General features: G+C 67.4%; 24 protein-coding genes. 16 read left to right on the top strand and 8 right to left on the bottom strand.

Translation table 11 applies throughout. The features are described from left to right. The first annotated feature begins 128 nt into the window (after nt 1-128). The gene (locus RSO01_RS08705; protein ID WP_281291426.1) at nt 129-1,061 is read left to right on the top strand and encodes a 2-dehydro-3-deoxygalactonokinase; all 933 of its coding nucleotides are present in this window, start codon (nt 129-131) and stop codon (nt 1,059-1,061) included. Next, nucleotides 1,058-1,693: a 2-dehydro-3-deoxy-6-phosphogalactonate aldolase gene (locus tag RSO01_RS08700; RefSeq protein WP_147148244.1), complete on the top strand. Its 636-nt coding sequence runs from the start codon at nt 1,058-1,060 to the stop codon at nt 1,691-1,693. Before RSO01_RS08705 ends, RSO01_RS08700 begins: the two co-directional genes overlap by 4 nt. Here RSO01_RS08700 and RSO01_RS08695 read toward each other — a convergent pair. Further along, complete coding sequence (locus RSO01_RS08695; RefSeq protein ID WP_170302937.1) at nt 1,690-2,817, bottom strand: M23 family metallopeptidase; 1,128 nt, start codon at nt 2,815-2,817, stop codon at nt 1,690-1,692. The two genes, RSO01_RS08700 and RSO01_RS08695, sit on opposite strands and share 4 nt — an antisense overlap. A 157-nt stretch (nt 2,818-2,974) precedes the next feature. On the opposite strand from RSO01_RS08695, the gene RSO01_RS08690 reads away from it, so the two are divergent. Next, nucleotides 2,975-3,628 carry an aspartate/glutamate racemase family protein gene (locus tag RSO01_RS08690; protein WP_147148238.1) on the top strand — a complete coding sequence of 218 codons (654 nt, stop codon included), beginning with the start codon at nt 2,975-2,977 and terminating at the stop codon, nt 3,626-3,628. A gap of 71 nt (nt 3,629-3,699) precedes the next feature. Continuing rightward, the gene (locus RSO01_RS08685) at nt 3,700-4,227 is read left to right on the top strand and encodes a hypothetical protein (RefSeq protein ID WP_147148236.1); all 528 of its coding nucleotides are present in this window, start codon (nt 3,700-3,702) and stop codon (nt 4,225-4,227) included. Nucleotides 4,228-4,229: 2 nt separating this feature from the next. Here RSO01_RS08685 and RSO01_RS08680 read toward each other — a convergent pair whose 3' ends face one another. Beyond that, nucleotides 4,230-5,009: an SDR family oxidoreductase gene (locus RSO01_RS08680; protein WP_147148234.1), complete on the bottom strand. Its 780-nt coding sequence runs from the start codon at nt 5,007-5,009 to the stop codon at nt 4,230-4,232. 82 nt (nt 5,010-5,091) lie between these two features. Here RSO01_RS08680 and RSO01_RS08675 point away from each other — a divergent pair, with 82 nt between their 5' ends. From RSO01_RS08675 to RSO01_RS08620, 12 genes are read left to right on the top strand one after another with little or no spacing between them, the layout of a single operon-like run. After that, entirely contained in the window at nt 5,092-5,421 is a 330-nt protein-coding gene (locus RSO01_RS08675; RefSeq protein WP_147148232.1) for a hypothetical protein, read from the top strand. Then, nucleotides 5,421-5,642 carry a recombinase-like helix-turn-helix domain-containing protein gene (locus RSO01_RS08670; RefSeq protein ID WP_147148230.1) on the top strand — a complete coding sequence of 74 codons (222 nt, stop codon included), beginning with the start codon at nt 5,421-5,423 and terminating at the stop codon, nt 5,640-5,642. The genes RSO01_RS08675 and RSO01_RS08670 overlap by 1 nt, the downstream gene beginning before the upstream one ends. 13 nt (nt 5,643-5,655) lie before the next feature. After that, nucleotides 5,656-6,690 (top strand): Rieske 2Fe-2S domain-containing protein, encoded by a 1,035-nt coding sequence (locus tag RSO01_RS08665; RefSeq protein WP_147148228.1) that lies wholly within the window; start codon nt 5,656-5,658, stop codon nt 6,688-6,690. A 14-nt stretch (nt 6,691-6,704) separates the two neighbouring features. Beyond that, nucleotides 6,705-7,586, top strand: coding sequence for a VOC family protein (locus RSO01_RS08660; protein ID WP_147148507.1), 882 nt, complete (start codon nt 6,705-6,707; stop codon nt 7,584-7,586). Between the two features lie 4 nt (nt 7,587-7,590). Then, nucleotides 7,591-8,376, top strand: coding sequence for an ABC transporter ATP-binding protein (locus tag RSO01_RS08655; protein WP_147148225.1), 786 nt, complete (start codon nt 7,591-7,593; stop codon nt 8,374-8,376). Nucleotides 8,377-8,408: 32 nt separating this feature from the next. Beyond that, nucleotides 8,409-9,392 (top strand): ABC transporter substrate-binding protein, encoded by a 984-nt coding sequence (locus RSO01_RS08650; RefSeq protein WP_147148223.1) that lies wholly within the window; start codon nt 8,409-8,411, stop codon nt 9,390-9,392. Beyond that, entirely contained in the window at nt 9,389-10,177 is a 789-nt protein-coding gene (locus RSO01_RS08645) for an ABC transporter permease (protein ID WP_147148220.1), read from the top strand. Before RSO01_RS08650 ends, RSO01_RS08645 begins: the two co-directional genes overlap by 4 nt. Then, nucleotides 10,174-10,932 (top strand): SDR family oxidoreductase, encoded by a 759-nt coding sequence (locus RSO01_RS08640; RefSeq protein ID WP_147148218.1) that lies wholly within the window; start codon nt 10,174-10,176, stop codon nt 10,930-10,932. Before RSO01_RS08645 ends, RSO01_RS08640 begins: the two co-directional genes overlap by 4 nt. Nucleotides 10,933-10,943: 11 nt before the next feature. Beyond that, nucleotides 10,944-11,735, top strand: coding sequence for an IclR family transcriptional regulator (locus RSO01_RS08635; protein ID WP_170302936.1), 792 nt, complete (start codon nt 10,944-10,946; stop codon nt 11,733-11,735). 28 nt (nt 11,736-11,763) lie between these two features. Continuing rightward, the gene (locus tag RSO01_RS08630) at nt 11,764-12,717 is read left to right on the top strand and encodes a cupin domain-containing protein (protein ID WP_147148214.1); all 954 of its coding nucleotides are present in this window, start codon (nt 11,764-11,766) and stop codon (nt 12,715-12,717) included. After that, nucleotides 12,714-13,484 (top strand): alpha/beta fold hydrolase, encoded by a 771-nt coding sequence (locus tag RSO01_RS08625; RefSeq protein ID WP_147148212.1) that lies wholly within the window; start codon nt 12,714-12,716, stop codon nt 13,482-13,484. The genes RSO01_RS08630 and RSO01_RS08625 overlap by 4 nt, the downstream gene beginning before the upstream one ends. A gap of 10 nt (nt 13,485-13,494) precedes the next feature. Beyond that, nucleotides 13,495-14,469: a Bug family tripartite tricarboxylate transporter substrate binding protein gene (locus tag RSO01_RS08620; protein ID WP_147148210.1), complete on the top strand. Its 975-nt coding sequence runs from the start codon at nt 13,495-13,497 to the stop codon at nt 14,467-14,469. Nucleotides 14,470-14,867: 398 nt separating this feature from the next. Here RSO01_RS08620 and RSO01_RS08615 read toward each other — a convergent pair whose 3' ends face one another. The 6 genes from RSO01_RS08615 to RSO01_RS08590 all read right to left on the bottom strand — a co-directional run bounded on the left by RSO01_RS08615 (nt 14,868) and on the right by RSO01_RS08590 (nt 20,120). Then, nucleotides 14,868-15,284 carry a hypothetical protein gene (locus RSO01_RS08615; RefSeq protein ID WP_147148208.1) on the bottom strand — a complete coding sequence of 139 codons (417 nt, stop codon included), beginning with the start codon at nt 15,282-15,284 and terminating at the stop codon, nt 14,868-14,870. A gap of 9 nt (nt 15,285-15,293) precedes the next feature. Continuing rightward, nucleotides 15,294-16,262 carry a Bug family tripartite tricarboxylate transporter substrate binding protein gene (locus RSO01_RS08610; RefSeq protein WP_147148206.1) on the bottom strand — a complete coding sequence of 323 codons (969 nt, stop codon included), beginning with the start codon at nt 16,260-16,262 and terminating at the stop codon, nt 15,294-15,296. A gap of 26 nt (nt 16,263-16,288) precedes the next feature. Next, nucleotides 16,289-17,314 (bottom strand): LLM class flavin-dependent oxidoreductase, encoded by a 1,026-nt coding sequence (locus RSO01_RS08605; RefSeq protein WP_147148204.1) that lies wholly within the window; start codon nt 17,312-17,314, stop codon nt 16,289-16,291. Then, nucleotides 17,311-17,820, bottom strand: a complete 510-nt coding sequence (locus RSO01_RS08600) for a MarR family winged helix-turn-helix transcriptional regulator (protein ID WP_147148202.1) — start codon at nt 17,818-17,820, stop codon at nt 17,311-17,313. The genes RSO01_RS08605 and RSO01_RS08600 overlap by 4 nt, the downstream gene beginning before the upstream one ends. 255 nt (nt 17,821-18,075) lie before the next feature. Continuing rightward, nucleotides 18,076-19,389: an ATP-binding protein gene (locus RSO01_RS08595; RefSeq protein ID WP_147148200.1), complete on the bottom strand. Its 1,314-nt coding sequence runs from the start codon at nt 19,387-19,389 to the stop codon at nt 18,076-18,078. Then, the gene (locus RSO01_RS08590) at nt 19,386-20,120 is read right to left on the bottom strand and encodes a response regulator (RefSeq protein ID WP_147148198.1); all 735 of its coding nucleotides are present in this window, start codon (nt 20,118-20,120) and stop codon (nt 19,386-19,388) included. The genes RSO01_RS08595 and RSO01_RS08590 overlap by 4 nt, the downstream gene beginning before the upstream one ends. Between the last annotated feature and the right edge of the window lie 50 nt (nt 20,121-20,170).

Raw genomic sequence — 20,170 nt, 5'->3', positions numbered from 1 at the left:
GGAAGTCGCATGATCGACCGCCCTCATCTTCCTACAATCTGACATTGTACTCCCTTAATGACTTACAAGCTATAGCGGCGTGTCTGGCAACGGGCTTTGGCGTACGGTGGCGCCGAGGGAGTGACGGTTTGATCCCAGATTCACCTGGCGGCGGGCGGGCCGCCTTCGTCGTCGTCGACTGGGGCACCTCTAGCTTCCGTGGCTGGCTGATGTCGGCCGCCGGCGAGGTGCTGGCGGAAAGCCGCGGCAGCGAAGGCATGCTGCATTGTGCGGCCGGTCCGGGCTTTGCGCCGGTGCTGAGCGATCACCTGACACGGCTCGGCGCGCTACAGGGAGTGCCGGTCCTGATCTGCGGCATGGCGGGCGCGCGGCAGGGCTGGGTTGAAGCGCCCTATATAAAGACGCCGACGCGGCTCGATGCCCTGCACGAGGGCGCCATCCGGGTCGAGGCATCCGGCGACATCCGCATCCTGCCCGGCATCGCCCAGGCAGAGGCCGGTCGGCCCGATGTCATGCGCGGCGAGGAAACCCAACTTCTGGGTGTGACTGAATCCGACTTCACGGGCCTGGTCTGCATCCCCGGCACGCACAGCAAATGGATCAAGATCGAGGGCGGGCGCGTCGTCGAGTTCTCGACCTACATGACGGGCGAATTGTTCTCGGTGATCGCGCAGCACAGCATCCTCGCCCACGCCGTCGAGACGGGCGCCGCTCCGGGCGACAGCCCGGCCTTCCGCGATGGCCTTGGCGCGGCGACGGCGGCGCCCACGGGCCTGACTGCATCGTTGTTCCGACTGCGCGCGGCGCAGCTCCTGGGCTTCGAGCAGCGCGCGCACGGTTCCGCGCGATTGTCGGGCCTCCTGATTGGAACCGAGCTCGCCGATGCGGTGTGGCGCCACGGCTCGCCGCGATCGCTGCGGCTGATTGGCGCCGGCACGCTCGGGCGGCTCTATGAGGCGGCTCTGACGGCGCAGGGACTCGACGTAACGACGGTCGATGCCGAACAGGCATCGCGGCTCGGCCTTGCCAAGGCCGCTGCAAGGATCTGGGGAGCGACATGACGGAAACAGTTCCGTGGCCCACGGTGAAGCGCCACCTCGTCGCCATCCTGCGCGGCATCCGTCCCGACGAGGCAGAAGCCATTGTCGGCACCCTGATCGAAAGCGGCTTCGAACTGATCGAGGTGCCGCTGAATTCGCCAAGTCCCTTCGACTCGATCGAGCGGCTCAGCCGCCGCTTCGGCAAGGACTGCCTGATCGGCGCCGGCACGGTGCTGAGCGCCGCCGACTGCGCGCGGGTCGCCGATACTGGTGGGCGATTGATGGTCGCGCCCAACGTCGATATCGACGTGCTGGCGATGGCCAAGGCGCAGGGCATGGTGACCATGCCCGGCGTATTCACGCCCACCGAAGCCCTGCTCGCCGTGCGCTGCGGCGCTTCGGCGCTGAAATTCTTCCCTGCATCGGTGCTGGGGCCGTCGGGCATCGCCGCACAACTGGCCGTCCTACCCAAGGATGTCGTCGTGGGCGCCGTCGGCGGCGTGTCGGACAAGAACCTCGCACCTTATGTGGTGGCGGGCATCCGCGCGTTCGGCCTCGGTAGCAGCCTCTATCGTCCGGGCATGACTGCGGCCGAGGTGCGCGATCGCGCCGTCGCCTCGGTGCGCGCCTATGACGAGGCGCAACGCGGCTAGCGGCCGTCGCCAACCGAGATCAGCCGCAGCGGAGCCTCGTCCTGCCGTGCAGCGTCGACCTGCCGGACGAGCTTGCGGAAGCTGTCGAGATCGGCGCCTTCCAGCTTCGCCTTCCTGGTCGGCGAGAACTTTATTGGGTCGACCGCCTGGCCGTTGTTGATGACCTCGAAATGAAGATGCGGGCCGGTCGACCGGCCGGTGTTGCCGACCAGGCCGATCACCTGCCCGCGCTGGACCTTCACCCCGGCGGCGATGCCCGGTGCGAATGCCGAAAGGTGGCCGTAGACCGTCGCCACGTTGTGGCCGTGGTCGACGCGGATCCAGTTGCCGTAGCCCGCGTTGGGCGCCGCGCCAACGACCGTGCCGTCGGACGCCGCCAGCACCGGCGTGCCCGTCGGCGCGAGCAGGTCGACGCCGTTGTGCATCAGGAAGGCGCCGCCGCCACGCGGCGCAGTGCGGCCGGGCGCCGGCGCCAGGCCGAGCGCGATGCCACGCGCTGTCGCCGTGTTGATGGTGGCGCCGACGGTGCCGAGCCGGCTCGGCGCACCGAGACCATTGCGCGGCTGTTCGAACGGATCGGCGCGGACGCCGAAGCCCGACGTCACGCTGACCGTATCGAGCGGCAGGCGCATCGCCGGCGCGGCCAGCGATTCGCCGTTGCCGAGCCAGAGTTGTTCGACGCCGCGGGTCGGGCGAAAGCCGTAGAGGGCGATTCTTCCCTTGCCGCTCGTCGTGACCTCGGCCGATACGATCCGGCCGGCGCCGATCTCGCGACCGTCGGCTGCCACGGTCTGCAGGTAGCGCACCTGGAACCTGTCGCCGCTCTCGAGCGGGCGCCGATCGAGGGCTGACGACAACGCGTCCTTCAGCTGGAGGCTCAAGCTCGCGGGCAATCCGGCTCTCGCCAGCGAGTCTTCGAGCGACTCTTCGACGAAGCCCTGAACGACATTCTCACGGCCGACGACTGGATCATCGGGCGCCATGGCGATTTCCGTTGAGCCGCCGAGCAGTTCGTCCTCAGCGCCGGTGAGATCGGCATCAAATGCCAAGGCCGGCCCGCAAAGCAGCGCTGAGGCTGCGGCCACGGCCAGCAAAGCCCGAAACCCACCATTCGACGCAGACATGAAAAGCCTCTCACGGCGTTGATCCGTCCCCACCCGCGACCAGACGAGCAGGACGCCGCTTTCGAGACCAGTGCCATTGTTGTGACGAGGCCACCGCAATGCGCCGCCGGACAGAGAAAGGTCACAGGCGGCGTTTGGTGATATTGTGGCGGAAAGCATGACACGCATCGCTCTGGTCCACGCCACTCCCGCCGCCGTCGATCCCATCAAGCAGGCCTTTGCCAAGGCGTGGCCCGAGCCCGATCTCGTCAACCTGCTGGACGATTCGCTGAGCCGCGACCGCGCCCTCACGCCACAGCTGACCGACGGCATCTTCGGGCGCTTCGATGCGCTCGGCCGCTATGCGGTATCGCTGGGCGCCGATGCGATCCTGTTCACCTGCTCCGCTTTCGGCCCAGCCATCGAGCGCGTCGCGCGGTCGGTCACCATGCCGGTACTGAAGCCCAACGAAGCGATGTTCGCCGAGGCCATCGCCATCGGCGGCACGATCGGCATGCTGGCGACCTTCGAGCCATCGATCGCCAGCATGTCCGAGGAATTCGAGGATCAGGCGAAGCAGGCCGGCGCTTCCGCGAGCCTGAAGAGCGTGTTCGTCCCGGGAGCGATGGCGGCCCTGCTGGCCGGAGGTCGCGAGCAGCACGATATCCTCGTGGCCGAGGCCGCAGCCCAGCTTGGCGGCTGCGATGCCATCATGCTCGCGCAGTTCTCGATGGCGCCGGCAGCCGCCAGGCTGCGCAGCCGGAGCAGCGTTCCCGTCCTCACCAGTCCGGCTTCCGCCGTCGCCGTCCTGAAGAGCAGGTTGGCCGCCTGACAACGATGCTTTGAGCCGATAGCGGCAGCGGCTAACCTGAGGCCAATGAACGGGGGTTGGCCGGTGCTTCCATGACGACGAGTATCCTTTTCATCACGCACTTGAGCGCGGTGCTGCTGGCTGGCTTCGCGCTGTGGTCGATGCGCTTCGAGCTCGGCGGCAAGGCCGCGACCCGCCTCGAATGGACGATTCCCACCGTGCTTGTGGTGCTGGCGGCGGCGGTGCTGCTGATCGTGTCGCCGGGTAAGCGTCTCGAGCTGTGGGCCGCCGCCATCGCGGGCGGCCTCGTGGTCGGCGCATTCGCGGGCATGATCCTGAAGGTGAACCAGGACCACGGCAAAAGGCTGATCCGCGTGCCGCCGTCCTGGGACGGCGCCGGCGCGACGGCGCTGCTGCTGTTGCTGGCCACCGTCCGCTTCGTGAGCTCCAGCCTGATGGGGCGCCAGTCGAGCGGCTTCGGCGTCCTGGCAGGCGGCGCGACGTTCCTGGCGGCATTCATTGCCGCCCGCTTCATCGTCCTGCGCTTCTACAAAGCCGCGCGATCGATCCATATCGACATGGCGCACGGCCAGAACCCGCGCCGGACCCTCGTCCACTGAGCTCAAATGATCTGAGGGTGCGCGGCGCCGTCGATCAGGATGCTCTGGCCGCAGATGTAGCCTGAGTGCGCGCTGCAGAGATAGGCGCACAGCCGGCCGACCTCCATCGGATCGCCGAAGCGGCGCGCGGGCAGCTCGTTCTGCCGCGCGGCCAGCGCCTCCTGCGGTGAGATCCCCTTCTGCTTCGCCTGGAAGGTGAAGTTGCTCACCAGGCGATCGGTGGCGAAGGGGCCGGGCAGGATGTTGTTGATCGTGACGTTGCGCCCGACATAACCGCGCACCAGCGTGCTCACCAAGCCGTGCAGGCCCGAGCGCGACGCGGCGCTGAGGCCCTGCACGTCGATCGGATGGCGCACCACGCTCGAGGTGATGTTGACCACGCGGCCGAAGCCGCGCCCCGCCATGCCGTCGAGCACGGCGGCCATCAGCGCGGCCGGCGCCCTGAGGTTGCCGTCGATCGCTTTCGCCCAGTCCTCTTCCGTGTACTTGGCGAGCGAGCCGGGCGCAGGGCCGCCGGCATTGTTCACCAGGATGTCGGGGTCCGGGCAGGCGGCCAGCACGGCGTCGCGGCCGGAGGCGGTGGCGATATCGGCCGCCACCGCCGTCACCTTCACCTTATACGCGGCGTTGATTGCCGCCGCCGTGCTCGTGAGCGCCGCCTCGTCGCGCGCGTTCAGCACCAGGTCCACGCCCTCGCCGGCCAGCGCCTCGGCGCACGCCCGCCCCAGTCCGCGGCTCGAGGCGCAGACGATGGCGCGGCGGCCCTGCAATCCGAAATCCATCGCGATCTCCCTTTACAAGACCTTAGCGAGTCCCTAGCGTTGTTCAAATAAGAACTGTTGTTTCATTAGTGGAACAAGCAACTTGGCCAGCTCCGCTTCCGAAACCCTGCTGCTGACGGTCTTCCTGCGCCACGACCAGTCGAACAATCTCGACGCGGTGCAGACGAAGCTGAAGGACGCCGGCTGGTGGGACCGCTTCCCGCCGCCCGGCGTCGAGATCGTGTCGTGGACGGTGGCAATGGGCTTCGGCCAGATCGTGACGCTGCGCCTCCCCGCCTCGAAGCTCGCCGAGGTCAATGTCGAGCTCGAGCGCTCTGCGTGGGGCGTGTTCCGCACCGAGTGCTATCCCGCCTACGATTTCATCCCGGTGCGCGAGCGCATCAAGGAACGTGTGCGCAAAGGAGGCAAGTGATGGACAAGCCGCCGTACCTCAACCCGCACCAGGCGCGCGATCGCGAACCCGACGACTGGCAGAACCTTTTGGGCGACGCCATCGAGCGCGCCTATGCCGCCGGCATCCACGACCTGCCGGGCCTGGTGGCGAGCCTCAACGAGGCCAGCGTGCCGGCGCCCAACGGCCAGCCGTGGAGCGCCGAGCTGTTCCAGCGCGAAATGAAGCGACTCGGCGCCTAGAAGGGAGACGACGATGACGGCCGTGACCAACCAATCGATCGGCAACCTGCTCACAAAAGGCGTGCGCAACGTCTGGTATCCGATCTGCCCGTCGCACTTCCTGGGCGAGAAGCCGATCTCGCTGCGAAGGCTGGGGTTCAAGGTCGTGCTGTGGCGCGACGTGGCGGGCCGGCCCGTCATGCTCGAGGACCATTGCCCGCATCGCGGCGCGCCATTGTCGATGGGCATGCCATTGGGCGACCGCATCGCCTGCGGCTATCACGGCGTAGAGGTCCGCAAGGACGGCACGGTCGTGACGGTGCCGGGCAGCCCCGGCTGCAAGCTCGAAGGCAAGAACTGCGTAAAGTCGTTCCCGACTGAGGAGCGCCACGGCGTGATCTTCGCCTATGCCGGCGACGCGCTGCATCCCGAGCCCATCGAGCTGCAGTTCCCCGAGCAGCTTTCCTCGCCGGAGTACAGCTCCTTCCTCTGCTACTGCGAATGGGAAGGCGACTACCGCTACGTCTACGACAACGTCATGGACCCGATGCACGGCACGTTCCTGCACAAGCAGTCGCATTCCATGTCGTTCGGCGACACGACGGCGACTTTCCGCGTGCGCGAGACGCCGACCGGCTTCGTGTTCGAGAAGGAAGGTCAGCGCAACGTCAACTTCGACTGGACGGAATTCCTGGACACCGGCGTGCACTGGATGAGGCTGGAAATCCCCTACCCCGCGACCGGCGGGCCGGGCGGCAACTTCCACATCATTGGCGCCTACACGCCGATCACCGAGCGCCGTGCCGCGGTCTTCCATTGGCGCTGCCGCAAGGTCGACGGCTGGCAACGCGACACCTGGCGCTTCCTCTACAAGAACCGGCTGGAGGCGCGGCATTGGCGCGTGCTGGAGCAAGACCGGGTCATGCTCGAGCAGTTCGAGCCCGACGCCAACCTGCGCGAGAACCTCTACCAGCACGACATGGGCGTGGCGCGCCTGCGCCGCGTCTTCCGCACCAAGGCCGAGGCTCAGCTGAAGGCGCTCGAGGCCGCAGGGTTGCCGCTGCAATGACGTCGCCCCCCATCATGCCGGACATTGAAGGGATCGACGCCATCACCTTCGGCGTCGACGACCTCGGCGCCTGCAAGCGCTTCTTCCTCGACTGGGGCCTGGCGCTGGTGGGCGAGCGCGAGGATGGGCTCGACTTCGAATGCCTGAACGGCTGCGAGGTGCGGTTCCGCCGCAGCGACGATCCCTCCTTGCCGCCCGCCGTAGAGCCCGGCCCGACCCTGCGCGAGGTGATCTGGGGCGTAAAGAGCGAAGCCGATTTGGCGGCTCTTCGCGACGTCCCCAAGGTCGATCCCAACGGCATCGGCCTCGGCTTCCGCGTCAGCCGCAAGCGGGCCGTCGCCGTCGAGGGCACGCCGGCGAACGTGTGGGGCCATGCCGCGCGTATCGACAAGCCGAGCCCGGTCTACGACAAGGCCGAGCCGGTCGAGGTTGGCCATGTCGTCTTCTTCACCAGCACGCTCGACGAGACCACGCGCTTCTACGAGCAGCTGGGCTTCCGTCTTTCCGACCGCTATCCCGGACGCGGCCACTTCCTGCGTTGCGCGCCGCGCGGCGGTCACCACGATCTCTTCCTGCTGCAATTGCCCGACGGCAAGCGCGGCCTGAACCATGTGGCCTTCAGCGTGCGCGACATGCACGAGGTGATCGGCGGCGGGCTGCAGATGGCGCGCTGCGGCTGGGAGACCCAGTTGGGACCCGGCCGCCATCCGATCTCGTCGGCGCTGTTCTGGTACTTCAAGAGCCCGGCCGGCGGCCTGGTCGAGTATTTCACCGACGAGGACGTGCTGACCGAGAACTGGGCGCCGCGCGACTTCCAGCCGAGCCCGACGGCCTTCGCCGAATGGGCCATCGCCGGCGGCCTCGACGGCAACACTGGCCGCCAGAAGCAGGGGTGAGCGCATGACCGCTACGCCGCGGCTGGAATTCCGCAACGTCACCAAGCGCTTTACCAACCGCCGGCAAGGCACCACGGTCGTTGCGGTCGAGGGCGTGAGCCTTGCCATCGCCGACGGCGAGGTCGTGTCGCTGATCGGCCCCTCGGGCTGCGGCAAGAGCACGCTTTTGAACATGGGATCGGGCCTCGATCCCGCCTCCGAGGGCGAGGTCTTCGTCGACGGCGAGCTGGTGACGCGGCCCAACAAGCACGTGGCCTTCATGCTGCAGAAGGACCTGCTGCTGCCGTGGCGCACCATCGTCGAGAACGTCGAGCTCGGCCAGGAGATCCAGGGCCTGTCGCGCGGCGAGCGCCGGCAGCGCGCACTCGAGCTTCTGGCCAAGTGCCGCCTGACCGACTTCGTCGACCACTATCCGCACCAGCTGTCGGGCGGCATGCGCCAGCGCGCGGCGCTGGCGCGCACGCTCGCGGTCGAGCCGACCGTGCTGCTGATGGACGAGCCGTTCTCGGCGCTCGACGCGCAGACCAAGATGGTGCTGCAGCAGGATCTCGGCCGCACGCTCGCAGAGACGCGCAAAACGGCGCTGTTCATCACCCACGACCTGGTCGAGGCGATCGCGCTCTCCGACCGCATCCTGGTCATGAGCCAGCGGCCGGGCCGCATCATCGAGGAGATCGCCGTCGAGATCGACGGCCGCGACAACCCGATGACGCGCCGCCAGCATCCCAAGGTCGCGGCCTACATCACCCGGCTCATGAACCTGCTGCAGATCGATCAGGCGGCGGCCTGATGGCAAACCGCCAACAAAAGAAGGGGGCTTCGATGTCGATGATTTCCAAATTGCGTATCGCGCTCGCAGGCGTCGCCGTGAGCGCCGGCTTGACGATGGGCTCGTTGCCGGCGTCGGCCGAGACGATCACCTATCTGCTGCCCGCACCCTTGTCGCTGCCAGCCTTCGGCCCGTTCGTGCTGGCCAAGCAGCGCGGCTACTACAAGGCCGAGGGGCTCGACGTCGAGTTCCAGGTCGGCAAGGGCGGCGTCGACGTCGCCAAGCAGGTCGGCGCCGGCAATGCCGTGATCGGCGGCGGCATCGGCGACACGCCGATCATCGTTCGGCCCAACGGGATCCCGGTGAAGGCCGTGGCGGTGCTGGGCGGCGGCGCGCTGATGCAGCTCGTCCTCGACAAGGACAAGGGCCTCAAGACGGTCAAGGACCTCAAGGGCAAGACCATCACCGTGCTGTCCTACCAGGACACGACCTACTTCGCCCTGCTCGGCATGCTGGCGAGCCAGGGCATGACCAAGGACGACGTCAATGCGCAGGCGGCGGGGCCGGTGAACGTGTGGAAGCTGTTCCTCGCGGGCCAGGCCGACGCCTTCGCCTCGACGCCCGACTGGACGGCGCAGGTGATGATGGCAAAGAAGGCCATCGAGGTCATTCCCTCCGACCAGCTGTTCAAGAGCATGGCCCAGGCGATCGTCGCCTCCGACGAGACGATCCAGAAGAAGCCGCAGCTCGTCGAGAAGGTGGTGCGCGCCACGCTCAAGGGCATGAAGGACATCATGGCCGATCCCAACTCTGCCGCCGCCGATTTCGTCAAGGCGACGCCCGAGCTCGCCGGCAAGGAGGACTTCGTGGCGCTCTCCTTCAAGCTCTACAATCAGTACGTCTATGGCGGCCAGAAGGTGCTGGGCGAGATGGACGAGGGGCGGCTGTCGGCGCTGCAGGACTTCTACGTCAAGGAAGGTCTGGTCAAGGCCAAGACGCCGGTCAAGGACCTCTACACCAACCAGTTCGTCAAATGACTCTGCTGCAACCCGGCCTGCGACAGATGACGGTGGGCAGCATCCTGCTGTTCATCGTCTTCCTCGCGGCCTGGCAATGGGCCCCGGGCGCGCTCGGCATTCCGCCGTTCATCGTGCCCTCGGCCAGCGAGGTGTGGCAGGAGTTCCTGCGCATGCTGGCGCGTGATCGGCTGCTCTATCACACCGGCATCACGGCGATGCAGGTCGGCGTCGGCTTCGTGCTGGGCGTCATGCTGGGCATCGTCTGCGGCTTCGTGCTCGGCATGTCGCCGACGGCCGAGTTTGTGCTGTCACCTTATATTTTGGCGCTGCAGATCGCCCCCAAGGTGGCCTTCGCGCCCTTGTTCATCATCTGGTTCGGCTACACGGTCTACCCGAAGATCCTGGTCTGCATCCTGATCGTCTTCTTCCCGGTGATGATCAACGTGCTGGGGGCAGTGCGCGCCCTCGATCCGGACATCGTGCGACTGGCCAAATCCTTCACCGCCAACCGCTTCCAGGTGTTCTGGAAGATCGAGTTCCCGGCTGCCATGCCGCCGCTGTTCGCCGGCCTGCGCATCGCCTCGACCTTGGCCGTGATTGGCGTGCTGGTGGGCGAGCTGGTCGGCGGCAACACCGGGCTGGGCTACCTGCTGACCTTCGCCGAGGGTGCCGGCGAGACGGGCAAGGTGTTCGTCACCATCATCATGCTGACCCTGATCGGCATCGTGCTCTACGGCCTGGTCGTGGCGGTGGAAGCGCGCGTGCTGCACTACCTGCCGGCGCGCGCGAGACTCAACACATGAGCCTGCAAGGTCGCACCATCCTGATCACCGGCGCCGGCCGCGGCCTGGGCCGCGCCTTCGCCGAAGCCTGCGCCGCCGCCGAGGCCGAGCGCATCCTGGTCGCCGACATCCGCGCCGACTGGGGCGAGGCCACGGCCGCTGCCCTGCGCGCCGAGGGCGCCAAGGCCGAGTTCCTGGCCGTCGACCTCGGCGATCCGCACTCGATCGAGGCGTTCGGCGCCGAGGTCGGCCGGCGCTGCGGGACGATCGACGGACTGGTCAACAACGGCGCCATCGCCACCGGCATCGGCGGCAAGACGTTCGAGGAGATCGACGTCGAGACCTGGGACAAGGTCATGGCAGTCAATGTCCGCGGCACCTGGCTGATGACCAAGGCGATGGCGCCGCTGCTGCGGCAGTCGAAGCTCGGCGGCCGCATCGTCAACCTGGCATCGGACACAGCCCTGTGGGGCGCGCCGCGGCTGCTCCACTATGTCGGCAGCAAGGGCGCGGTGATATCGATGACGCGCTCGCTGGCGCGCGAGCTGGGACCGGATGGCGTCGCGGTGAACGCCATCGCGCCCGGCCTGGTCCTGGTCGAGGCGACCGAGTACGTGCCCGAGGAGCGCAAGCAGCTCTATGTCACGGGCCGCGCCATGCCGCGCGCGCAGGAGGCCCGCGACGTCACCGGCCTGGTGGTCTACCTGCTGGGGCCGGGCGCGGGCTTCGTCACGGGACAGCTCGTGCCGGTCAACGGCGGCTTCGTCTTCAATTGATGGGAACGACAGTGGCAAACGGCTCCGCTCCAACCGCGAACAAGTACATCGTGCCGGCCCTGGCCCAGGGGCTCGGCATCCTGTCGCTGTTCGGCGGCGAGGATCGCAGCCTCACCGCGCCCGAGATCGCGCGCCGGCTGTCGCTGCCGCGCACCAAGGTCTTCCGCCTGCTGCAGACCCTGCAGTCCATGGACTATCTGCGCTGTGGCGAAGACAAGCGCCAGTTCGTGCTGGGTCCGGCGCTGTTGCGCGGCGGCTTCGCCTACCTGGCGTCGCTCGACCTGGTCGAAGTGGCACAGCCCATCCTGCAGCGCCTGCGCGACAGCACCGGGCTGTCGTCGCACATGGCGATCCGCGACGGGCGCGAGATCGTCTACGTCTCGCGCTTCCCGGCGCGCAGCACCATCACGAGCAGCGTCAACATCGGCACGCGCTTTCCGGTGCATGCGACCGTCATGGGCCGCATGGCCATCCTCGACATGGATGACAAGGAGCTGGCGGCGCTGTTCCGCGGCTACACCATGCAGCGCTTCACCAAGCAGACCCCGACCAGCCTCAAGGCGCTGAAGGAGCACCTGCAGCGCGACCGCGCGCTGGGCTATGCGGTCAGCCAGGCCTTCTTCGAGGAGGGAGTAAGCGCCATCGCCGCCCCGGTGCGCGACGGCGACCGTATCGTGGCCGCCATCAACATCACCGCCGTCAATGCCGCTGCCCTCGAGGAGCAGGCGATTCACGGCGAGCTCAAGGATGCCGTTGTCGAGGCAGCCGGCGAGATCTCGCGCTGGCTGGCACGCAAGAACTGATCGACCATTTTTAGACGGAGGACGTCTCATGCCTGACACCAACCTGCCCAAGCAAAGCGCTCTCGCTGCCGAGATGAGGGCCCATGCCGGCCTGTTCACCGAAAAGACGTTCGACTGGGACGCCTTCCCGGCGAGCCGCGGCTTTCCCGACCTGTCGCGGGCTCAGCTGCGCTACATCGGCGCCGGTGGGTCGCCCAAGACCAACGATCCCAGCACGATGAAGGCCGAGCATTTCACCTTCAGCCTGGTTAACCAGCCCGTCGGCAAGTTTGCGGCCAGCCACGCGCACGAGGTCGTCGAGCATTTCCTCGTGCTGCAGGGCGTGCTGACCGTCGGCACGGTGTGGGGCGACGAGGTGGTCGAGGTGAAGCTCGGGCCCAAGGACATGCTGCTGAACAAGAGCGGCCGGCCGCACGGCTTCCGCAACGACGGCGTCGAGCCGGTGCTGATGCAGATCACGGTCGGCAGCGGCACGCCCGAGATGCCGGTCCATGTCTGCCATCCCAAGGACAAGGACCTGGAACTGTCGCGGCGGTTCGGCGCGCCCAGCGCCGACAAGATCCAGCTGCTCGCGCCGGACAGCGCCGACTGGCGCCACCAGGAGATCGCCAAACAGGTGGTGCGGCATCGCGACCGCCAGCCGCAGTGGGAGAAGGCTGGCTTCGCGCGGCTCACCTATATCGGCGAGGGCGGCGCCCCGGCCAGCACCTACAGCATGGACATGATCCATCTGCCGCGCGGCGTGGCGATCAAGCCCTATGTGCGTGAGGTCGAGGATGTCTATTTCGTCCTGGGCGGCACGCTCACCGTCGGCTGGGAGCAGAACGGCGAGGTGGTCGAGCGCCGGTTGGGTGAGCGCGACCTGATGTTCAATCCGGCCGGCCGGCCGCACTACTTCCGCAATGACGGCGTGGCCGACGCCCAGTTCACCATGGTGATCGGTTCGCCCAAGCCGCAGCCTGTCGCGTTCGTCGCCGCGTGAGTATCGCGTATCTCGAAAAGGGCCAGGGCACGCCCCTGGTCCTGCTGCATGGCATCGGCTCGGCGGCGCGTTCCTTCGCCGCCCAGCTCGACGCCTTCTCCTCACACTGGCGGGTGCTCGCCTGGGACGCGCCGGGCTACGGCGCATCCGAGGCGCTGCCGATGGCGCATCCGACCGCCGCCGATTATGCCGCCGCGCTGGAGCGGTTCCTGCGCGAGCGCGGCGTCAGTGAGTTCCACCTGCTCGGCCATTCGCTGGGCTGCCTGATGGCAGCGGCCTTCGCGGCGCGCCATCCCGGCCGCGTGCGGTCGCTCACCTTGTGCAGCATCGCAGGCGGCCATTCGCATCTGCCCGAAGCCGAGCGCCGCAAGCTCTTGGACCAACGGCTGCAGGATGTGGCCAGCCTTGGGCCGCAAGGCATGGCCGAGAAGCGCGCGCCTCGGCTCTTGGGACCGGCTGCGCCGCCGGAGGCTCTGGCCAAGCTGGTCGACACGATGGGATCGGTGCATCCCGATGGCTATGCCCAGGCGGCGCGCATGCTGTCGACGGGCGACATCGTGGCCGACATCACCCGCCTGCCCGCCGCCATGCCAGGGCAGGTGATTTTCGGCGACGCCGACGTCATCACGCCGCCGGCGCGCAACCGCGAGATTGCCGGCCATTGGCCAGGCGCCACCGTGCATGTGATCGCCGGCGCCGGCCACGCCCTCTATCTCGAGCAGCCGCAGGCCTTCAACGCGCTGCTCGCCGACTTCCTCGAGCGTTGAGTACACCGTCATGAATCGTCGACACCTTCTCGGAGTGCTGGCCGCAACGCCGTTCGCCATCACCCGGCCATCGGGCGCCCAGGCCGCCTACCCGACCAAGCCGATCAACATCGTCGTGTCGGTGTCGGCCGGCGGCTCGATCGACACCATCGCCCGCGCCTATGGCGAGCAGCTGTCGCAGCAGCTCGGCCAGCCGGTCGTGATCGCCAACAAGCCGGGCGCCAACGGCAACATTGCCGCCGCCGCGGTGGCCAACGCCGCACCGGATGGCTACACGCTCCTCGCCACCGGCGGCAGCACGCTCAATCTCAATCCGTTCCTCTACAAGTCCCTGCCCTTCGACCCGGTCAAGAGTTTTACGCCGGTCGTTCTGACGGCGCGCACCAACTTCATCCTGGTGGTGCATCCCAAGCTCGGCGTCGACTCGGTCGAGGCCTTCATCGCGCTGGCCAAGGCCAAGCCAAGGACCCTGAACTACGGCTCGGCCGGCAGCGGCAGCCTGATCCAGATCGCCTCGGAGCTCTTCAACACGACCGCCGGTATCGAAACCAACCATGTGCCCTACAAGGGCTTGGCACCGGCGGTGAACGATCTGCTGTCGGGCCAGATCGACTACATGTTCGATTCGGCCACGACAATGTCGCATATCCAGGCCGGACGCCTGAAGGCGTTGGCCGTCATCGGGCCCAACCGCCTGCCGGCGCTGCCCGAGATCAAGACGCTGGCCGAGCACGGCATCCAGGGCGTCGAGGCGGCGTCCGGATGGCACGGCCTCTTCGCCCCGGCGGGTACGCCGCCGGCGATCGTCGACAAGCTGAACACCGCGTTGATTGCCATCCTGGCAACGCCGGCGATGCGCGAGCGCGTGATTGCACTGGGCGCCGAACCCGCCTCCAGCACGCCGGACGAGTTGGCCAGGATGCTGGCCACTGACCTCGTGCGGCTGGAGCCCATCGTCAAGAAGACCGGCGCGACCCTCGATTGAGGTTGCCGCGACTCTCCTTAGTCGAGAGGCAGGTGCTTGCCCTGCCGGCATTGGTTCGGGGATTTATCGGCATTATCGGAATTTCCGCCGGTCCTTTCGTTGTGGTTTTCGGAAGCCGATCCACTATCCGTGGGGCTTGCCGGCGAACATCGATGGTTACGCAAGTCTAGATATTGGTTTTCGCTCGACAGGGCAGGCCGGCCCGGCTGCCGCCGAGCGCGATAGGTATCGGATGAACGATGCAAAGAGCAGAGCTCGCTGGGAAACGAGCGCCGAATAGAAATAACTCAAGTGATCTTTCGAGTCAACTACGGTTCTATTTTTGCGTCCCATAAGGGGCTAAACGGCGCAAAAACTGGTCGGGGTCGAGCATCGGCGCCAGCAGTGCTGGCATGACATCAGGGCTGAAAGAACGACGCCAGGAATGCTGCCGCCTCATCCGAAAGGCCGACGATCTTGTTCGTCGCCTGACGATAGAGCTTGAAGTTGAGCTCGGTCCCCGGCTTGCCGTCATTCCAGTCGCTGAGGCTCCTGAGCTCGCGCCGTCCGAGCGGGCGGCGCGCGAGTGCGGTGCGCTTGATGGAAAGGGTCACCCTCGGCGTCTGCCGGGCGATACCGCGCTTTTTCGCGACCGGCTCGGCCGACGTGACGACGCCGCGCGCGATCAGGCCCTGTCCGCCCTCGTTCTCGCTCGCGAACACGAAGATCGTGTCGCCTTCGGCGACATGCTTGCCGCCATACATCGTCTTCTGCGCGACGAAAGCGAACGTCTTCGCCCGCGCATCATGGACCTCGGCTTTGATCGCGAACGCCATGCCTGCGGTCTACTCCAGCTTGATCCCGGCCTCGCGGATCACCTTCGCCCAGCGCTCGGTGTCAGCCGCGACCCAGGCGCCGAGCTCCGCCGGCGTCCCCAGGACGAGGACGACGCCGCGCGGCTCGAGCTTGTCGCGCACGTCCGGGGCATTGAAAGCATCGCGACCCGCCTTGTTCAGGATGTCGATGACGGCAGGCGGCGTGCCGGCCGGCGCAAACAGCGCGAACCATGCGCCGCCCTCGATACCCGGATAGCCGGCCTCGCCCATGGTCGGGATGTCCGGCAGCACGGCGACGCGCTGTGGCGCGGCAATACCGAGGCCGCGCACGCTGCCGTCGCGGATGTGCTGGAGCGCGAACGGCACGATGTCGAACATCATCGCCACGCGGCCGGCGATGAGGTCCTGCAACGCCGGCGCCGCGCCCTTGTATGGCACGTGCACGACGTCGGTCTTGGTCAGGAGCCGGAACTGCTCGCCCGCGATGTGACCGCTCGAGCCGATCCCCTGCGAGGCATAGCTCAACGTGCCGGGCTTCGATCGGGCGAGCTCGACCAGTTCCTTGACCGACGTCGCCTCGACCTTGGAATTGACCACCAGCACGTTGGGCAGGTTGGCGAGGTGGATGATGGGCGCAAAATCCTTGGCTGCGTTGTAGGGCAGCTTGGGATCGAGCGTCGGCAGGATGGCGTTCGTCGCGTGAAAGCCGACATAGATCGTGTAGCCGTCGGCCGGTGACTTGGCGACGTAGTCCGCCGCGATCACGCCGCCCGCGCCGGTCTTGTTCTCGACGATGACCGGCTGCTTGATCTTCTCGCCGAACTTCTGGGCATAGTAGCGGGCGAGGATGTCGGCCATGCCGCCGGGCGCGGTCGGCACGATGATGCGGATGGGCCTGGCGGGATAATCCTCTGCTGCTGCAGGGACGACGAACGCGACCAGGGCCAATAACGCTGTCAGACAACGCGCGATCCACATGGGCGTCCTCCTGTCTTTTAATTGCTTCAAGCCGTCCGCAGGATCGGGATGGCCTTTCCTCCAAACAACTCGTGGGCTGCCGTCACTTCGTCGATCGGGGCGCCCCAATGCAGGACGGCGAGGAAATGCCCGGCCCCGACGGCGCGGCACTGCTCGATGATCTGGTCGGCGACCTCGGCCGGCGTCCCGGTGATGAACTCCTCGTCGCTGATCGTGAAGCCGCCGGCGGGCGGCGGCGCATCGGGAACACTCTGCTTCAGCCTGGAGTCCTGTGCCACGAAGCTCTTCAGGCGTTCCGATACGGCGGCGGCGTAGCCCTGTGCCTCGCCCGCGGTCGCCGCCACGGCCACGCGGCGGCGCAGGGCGAGGCAATCGGGACCGGCGGCGATTCCGGCGGCGTCGGCTTCCGCACGGTAGGCGTCGAAGATCGTCCTGATGGTCGCGGTGGAATTGAAGCCGGTCGAGATCTTTATGCCGCGCCGCGCTGCCCGGCGCGCCGACTCCGCGCTCACCACGGCAGTCCAGCGCGGCGGCGAAGGCTGCTGCAGCGTCCTCGGCAGGAGGCGCAGGTTCGCAAACGAGAAGTGCTTTCCCTGGTGCGAGACCACTCGTTTGGCGAGGGCGGCGTCGATCACCTCGACGATCTCGTCGCTGCGCTCTCGCGCCTCCTCCATCGTCATGCCGAGGCGCGCCAGCTCCTGCGGCACGCCGACGGCGGTGCCGACCTCGAGTCGCCCTCCTGTCAGATGGTCGAGCAGGCCGATCTCCTCGACGACGCGTGCCGGATGGTAATAGGGCAGCACCACGCCCATCACGCCGAGCCTCAGCCTTTGCGTGCGCATGGCGACGGCAGAAATCAGCAGGTTCGGCGAGGCCGAGAACGAGCCGCCGAAATGATGCTCGCTGAAGAAGATGCCCTCGAAGCCCAGCGCCTCGTCGCGCGTCCACAGGTCGAGATAGCGCGTGAAATAGCCCGCCATGTCGGCCGGCGCCGGATCCCGCGCCTCGTCGCCGAGCTCCGGGAAGAACTCGAACAGCCAGGGCTTGATCATCGATGGTCGTCCTTCCCGAGCCCGCCGATGATCCGCTTCAGGATCTGCATGAACTCGGCCCGGTTCGCGCGGCCGACCAGCCGGTCGATCTCGCGCTCGTGCGCGACGGCGCTCGCCATCAGCTCGGCCATGGCCGCTTGGCCGGCCGGCGTGAGGGTGAGCGTGTAGGCCCGCCGATCGCTCTCCAGGCGCTCACGGACCACGTAGCCCGATCGGCAGAGGTCATCGAGCACGGGCGTGAGGCTCGACGTGTTGCGGCGGATGGCGGCGGCGAGGTCGCCCTGCGTCAGGCCGGGATTGGCATCGATCAGGAACAGCACCGCAAAGCGCCACGGACTGGCATCGGCGCCGTCGGCCCGGCGAGCGAAGGCCTGAAAGGCCACCTCCTGCGCCAGCCGCAGATGGAGCCCGACGGTGCCGCCGAGCCAGCCGAAGTCGATGTCCCGCGGCAGCGCCGGCTCGGGCTGCGGCACGATCTTGAGCTTCTCGGCGGAACGACGCGCCATCCCGCGACGATAGGGCGAATTAGTCGGGAGTCAAACTATTTGAGGGCAAACTAATTTGACGGGCATGTGCTCCTCCTCTCCCGTCATACGGGGGAGGGTAGGGAGGGGGCAGGCCACCATGATCGGTGTGGACCAGTTTCAGATCATGATCTCTTCTGCGGAGAGATCGTCTTTGCGGCTTTCCCCCCTCCTGTATCCTCCCCCGTAAGACGGGGGCAGGACGAAGAGCTGGCTGAAGATCGACGGATCGACGCGTCACGACACCGGCAGCGTGATGCGCGCCCGCAGGCCACGCGGCGCATTGTCGAGCAGGGCCAGCGTGCCGCCTTCGGCCTGCACGATGCTGCTCACGATCGCCAGCCCCAACCCGAAGCCGCGCACTTCCTGGCGCGCCGGATCGCTCCGGTAGAAGGGCTTTACAACGCGCGGCTTCTCATCGTCGGGGATGCCCGGCCCATCGTCCTGGACTTCGATGCAGACCACCCCCTCCTCCTGCGACAGGACCAGCCGGACGTGCGGGGCGTACTTGGTCGCGTTGTCTACAAGGTTCGTCACCGCGCGATCGACGGCGCGTGGCCGGCAGGCGACGACAAGCCGCTGTGGGCCGACATAGTCGATCGGATGGCCCGAATCGGCGAACTGATCGCAGATCGTCGTCAGCATGGAGGCGAGCTCGACGCGTTCCGTGGCTTCCTCATTCGTGCCTTCGCGCAGATAGGTGACGGCGGCCGTGATGCTGCCTTCCATGGTCGCGATGTCGTCCAGCGTGCGGGCCTTGAGGGCTTCGTCTGTCGCGGCCAGCTCGGCGATGCGCAGCCTGAGCCGCGTCAGAGGCGTCCTGAGGTCGTGGCTGATCGCCAGCAAAAGGTTGGTGCGGTCCTCGATCAGCCGGCCGATGCGCTCGCGCATGCGGTTGAAGGCGTGCGAGGCGCGGCGAATCTCGGCCGGTCCGCGCTCGTCGAGCGGCGGCCCCCCGACATCGCCGCCGAACTGGTCGGCCGCGGCGGCGAAGCGGCTGAGCGGGGCGGCAACCTGATGGGCCGCCCAGATCGAGAGCAGCACGACCGAGATCACGAGCAGGATCAACGGCCCCAGCAGGGGCAACGGCAGCAGGGCGATCTTGCTGTAGCCTGTCTCGATGGTGACGAGCTGGCCATCTGCCAACTGCACCACGATGGCGGCGACACCCCGCCGTTCCTCGACGATCGACACCAGTCGACTGTTGGCCGGAAGGTTGCGCGCGACCAGCGTCTTGAGGATTTCGAGCTCCGGGGCCGGTTCACCGAGGCCAGGTGGCGGTCGACCGTCGAGGCTGAGCCGCACCCTGTCGTCGCGCAACGACGCGGCTACCTCGGCGCGCAAAGGCCGCGGCAGGTTCTCGAGCGTCGCCACCAGCGTGGCGACGCGCACTGGAACCATCGTCGCCGCCTCCGGGTAATCCGGCTCAGACAGCACCAGCAACAAGGTCACCGCCACCACGCTGGAGCCGGCGACGATCGCCACCACCAGCAGCGCGCGGATCTGGCCGGCGATGCGGTCGAGCGCGAGCAGGCGCCAGAGGCGGTTCATCCTGCCTCGACGGGCAGCGTGAAGACGGGCGGCGTGAAGATGTAGCCGCCGGTACGCACGGTCTTGATCAGGCGCGGGTCGCGCGGATTGGTCTCGATCTTGCGGCGGATGCGGCTCACCAGGATGTCGATGCCGCGATCGAGCGGACCGCCGCCGCGGCCCTGGCTGAGGTCGAGGAGCTGGTCGCGGCTCAGCGTCCGCTGCGGATGTCGGCAGAAGGCGAGCAGCAGGTCGAATTCCGCGCCGGTCAAGGTGACGCGCGCGCCGTCGGGCGCATGCAGCTCGCGCTGCACGGGCTCGATGCGCCAGCCGTCGAAGCTGAGCGCCGCCATCGGTTGCTCGAGACGACCCGGCAGCGCCGCCGCGCGGCGCAGCACCGCCTTGGTGCGCGCGGCGAGCTCCTGCGGATCGAAGGGTTTGGCGATGTAGTCGTCGGCGCCCATCTCGAGGCCGACAACGCGCGCGGTCGTATCTCCGGCCGCGGTCAGCATGATGATCGGCACCGAGGAGCTCGCGCGCAGGCGCCGGCAGATGCTGAGCCCGTCCTCGCCGCCCGGCAGCATGATGTCGAGCAGGACGAGGTCGATGCTGGCCCCAGCCAGTGCCTTGTCCATCGAGCGCGCGTCCTCGCTCTGCGTGACGCGGTAGCCCTGTTTCTGCAGGAAACGAGAAACCATGGTCCGGATCTCGCGGTCGTCCTCGACGACCAGGATGTGCGGCGTGCGCATCATGGCCCCTTACATCACGGCGGACCGGCCTTCGCCACGGGGTTTTGTAACGG

This window comes from Reyranella soli, from assembly GCF_007992495.1.
Classification (GTDB): Bacteria; Pseudomonadota; Alphaproteobacteria; order Reyranellales; family Reyranellaceae; genus Reyranella; species Reyranella soli.
The sequence above is the reverse complement of the archived record's forward strand: the minus strand, read 5'-3'. Positions and strand labels throughout refer to the sequence as shown.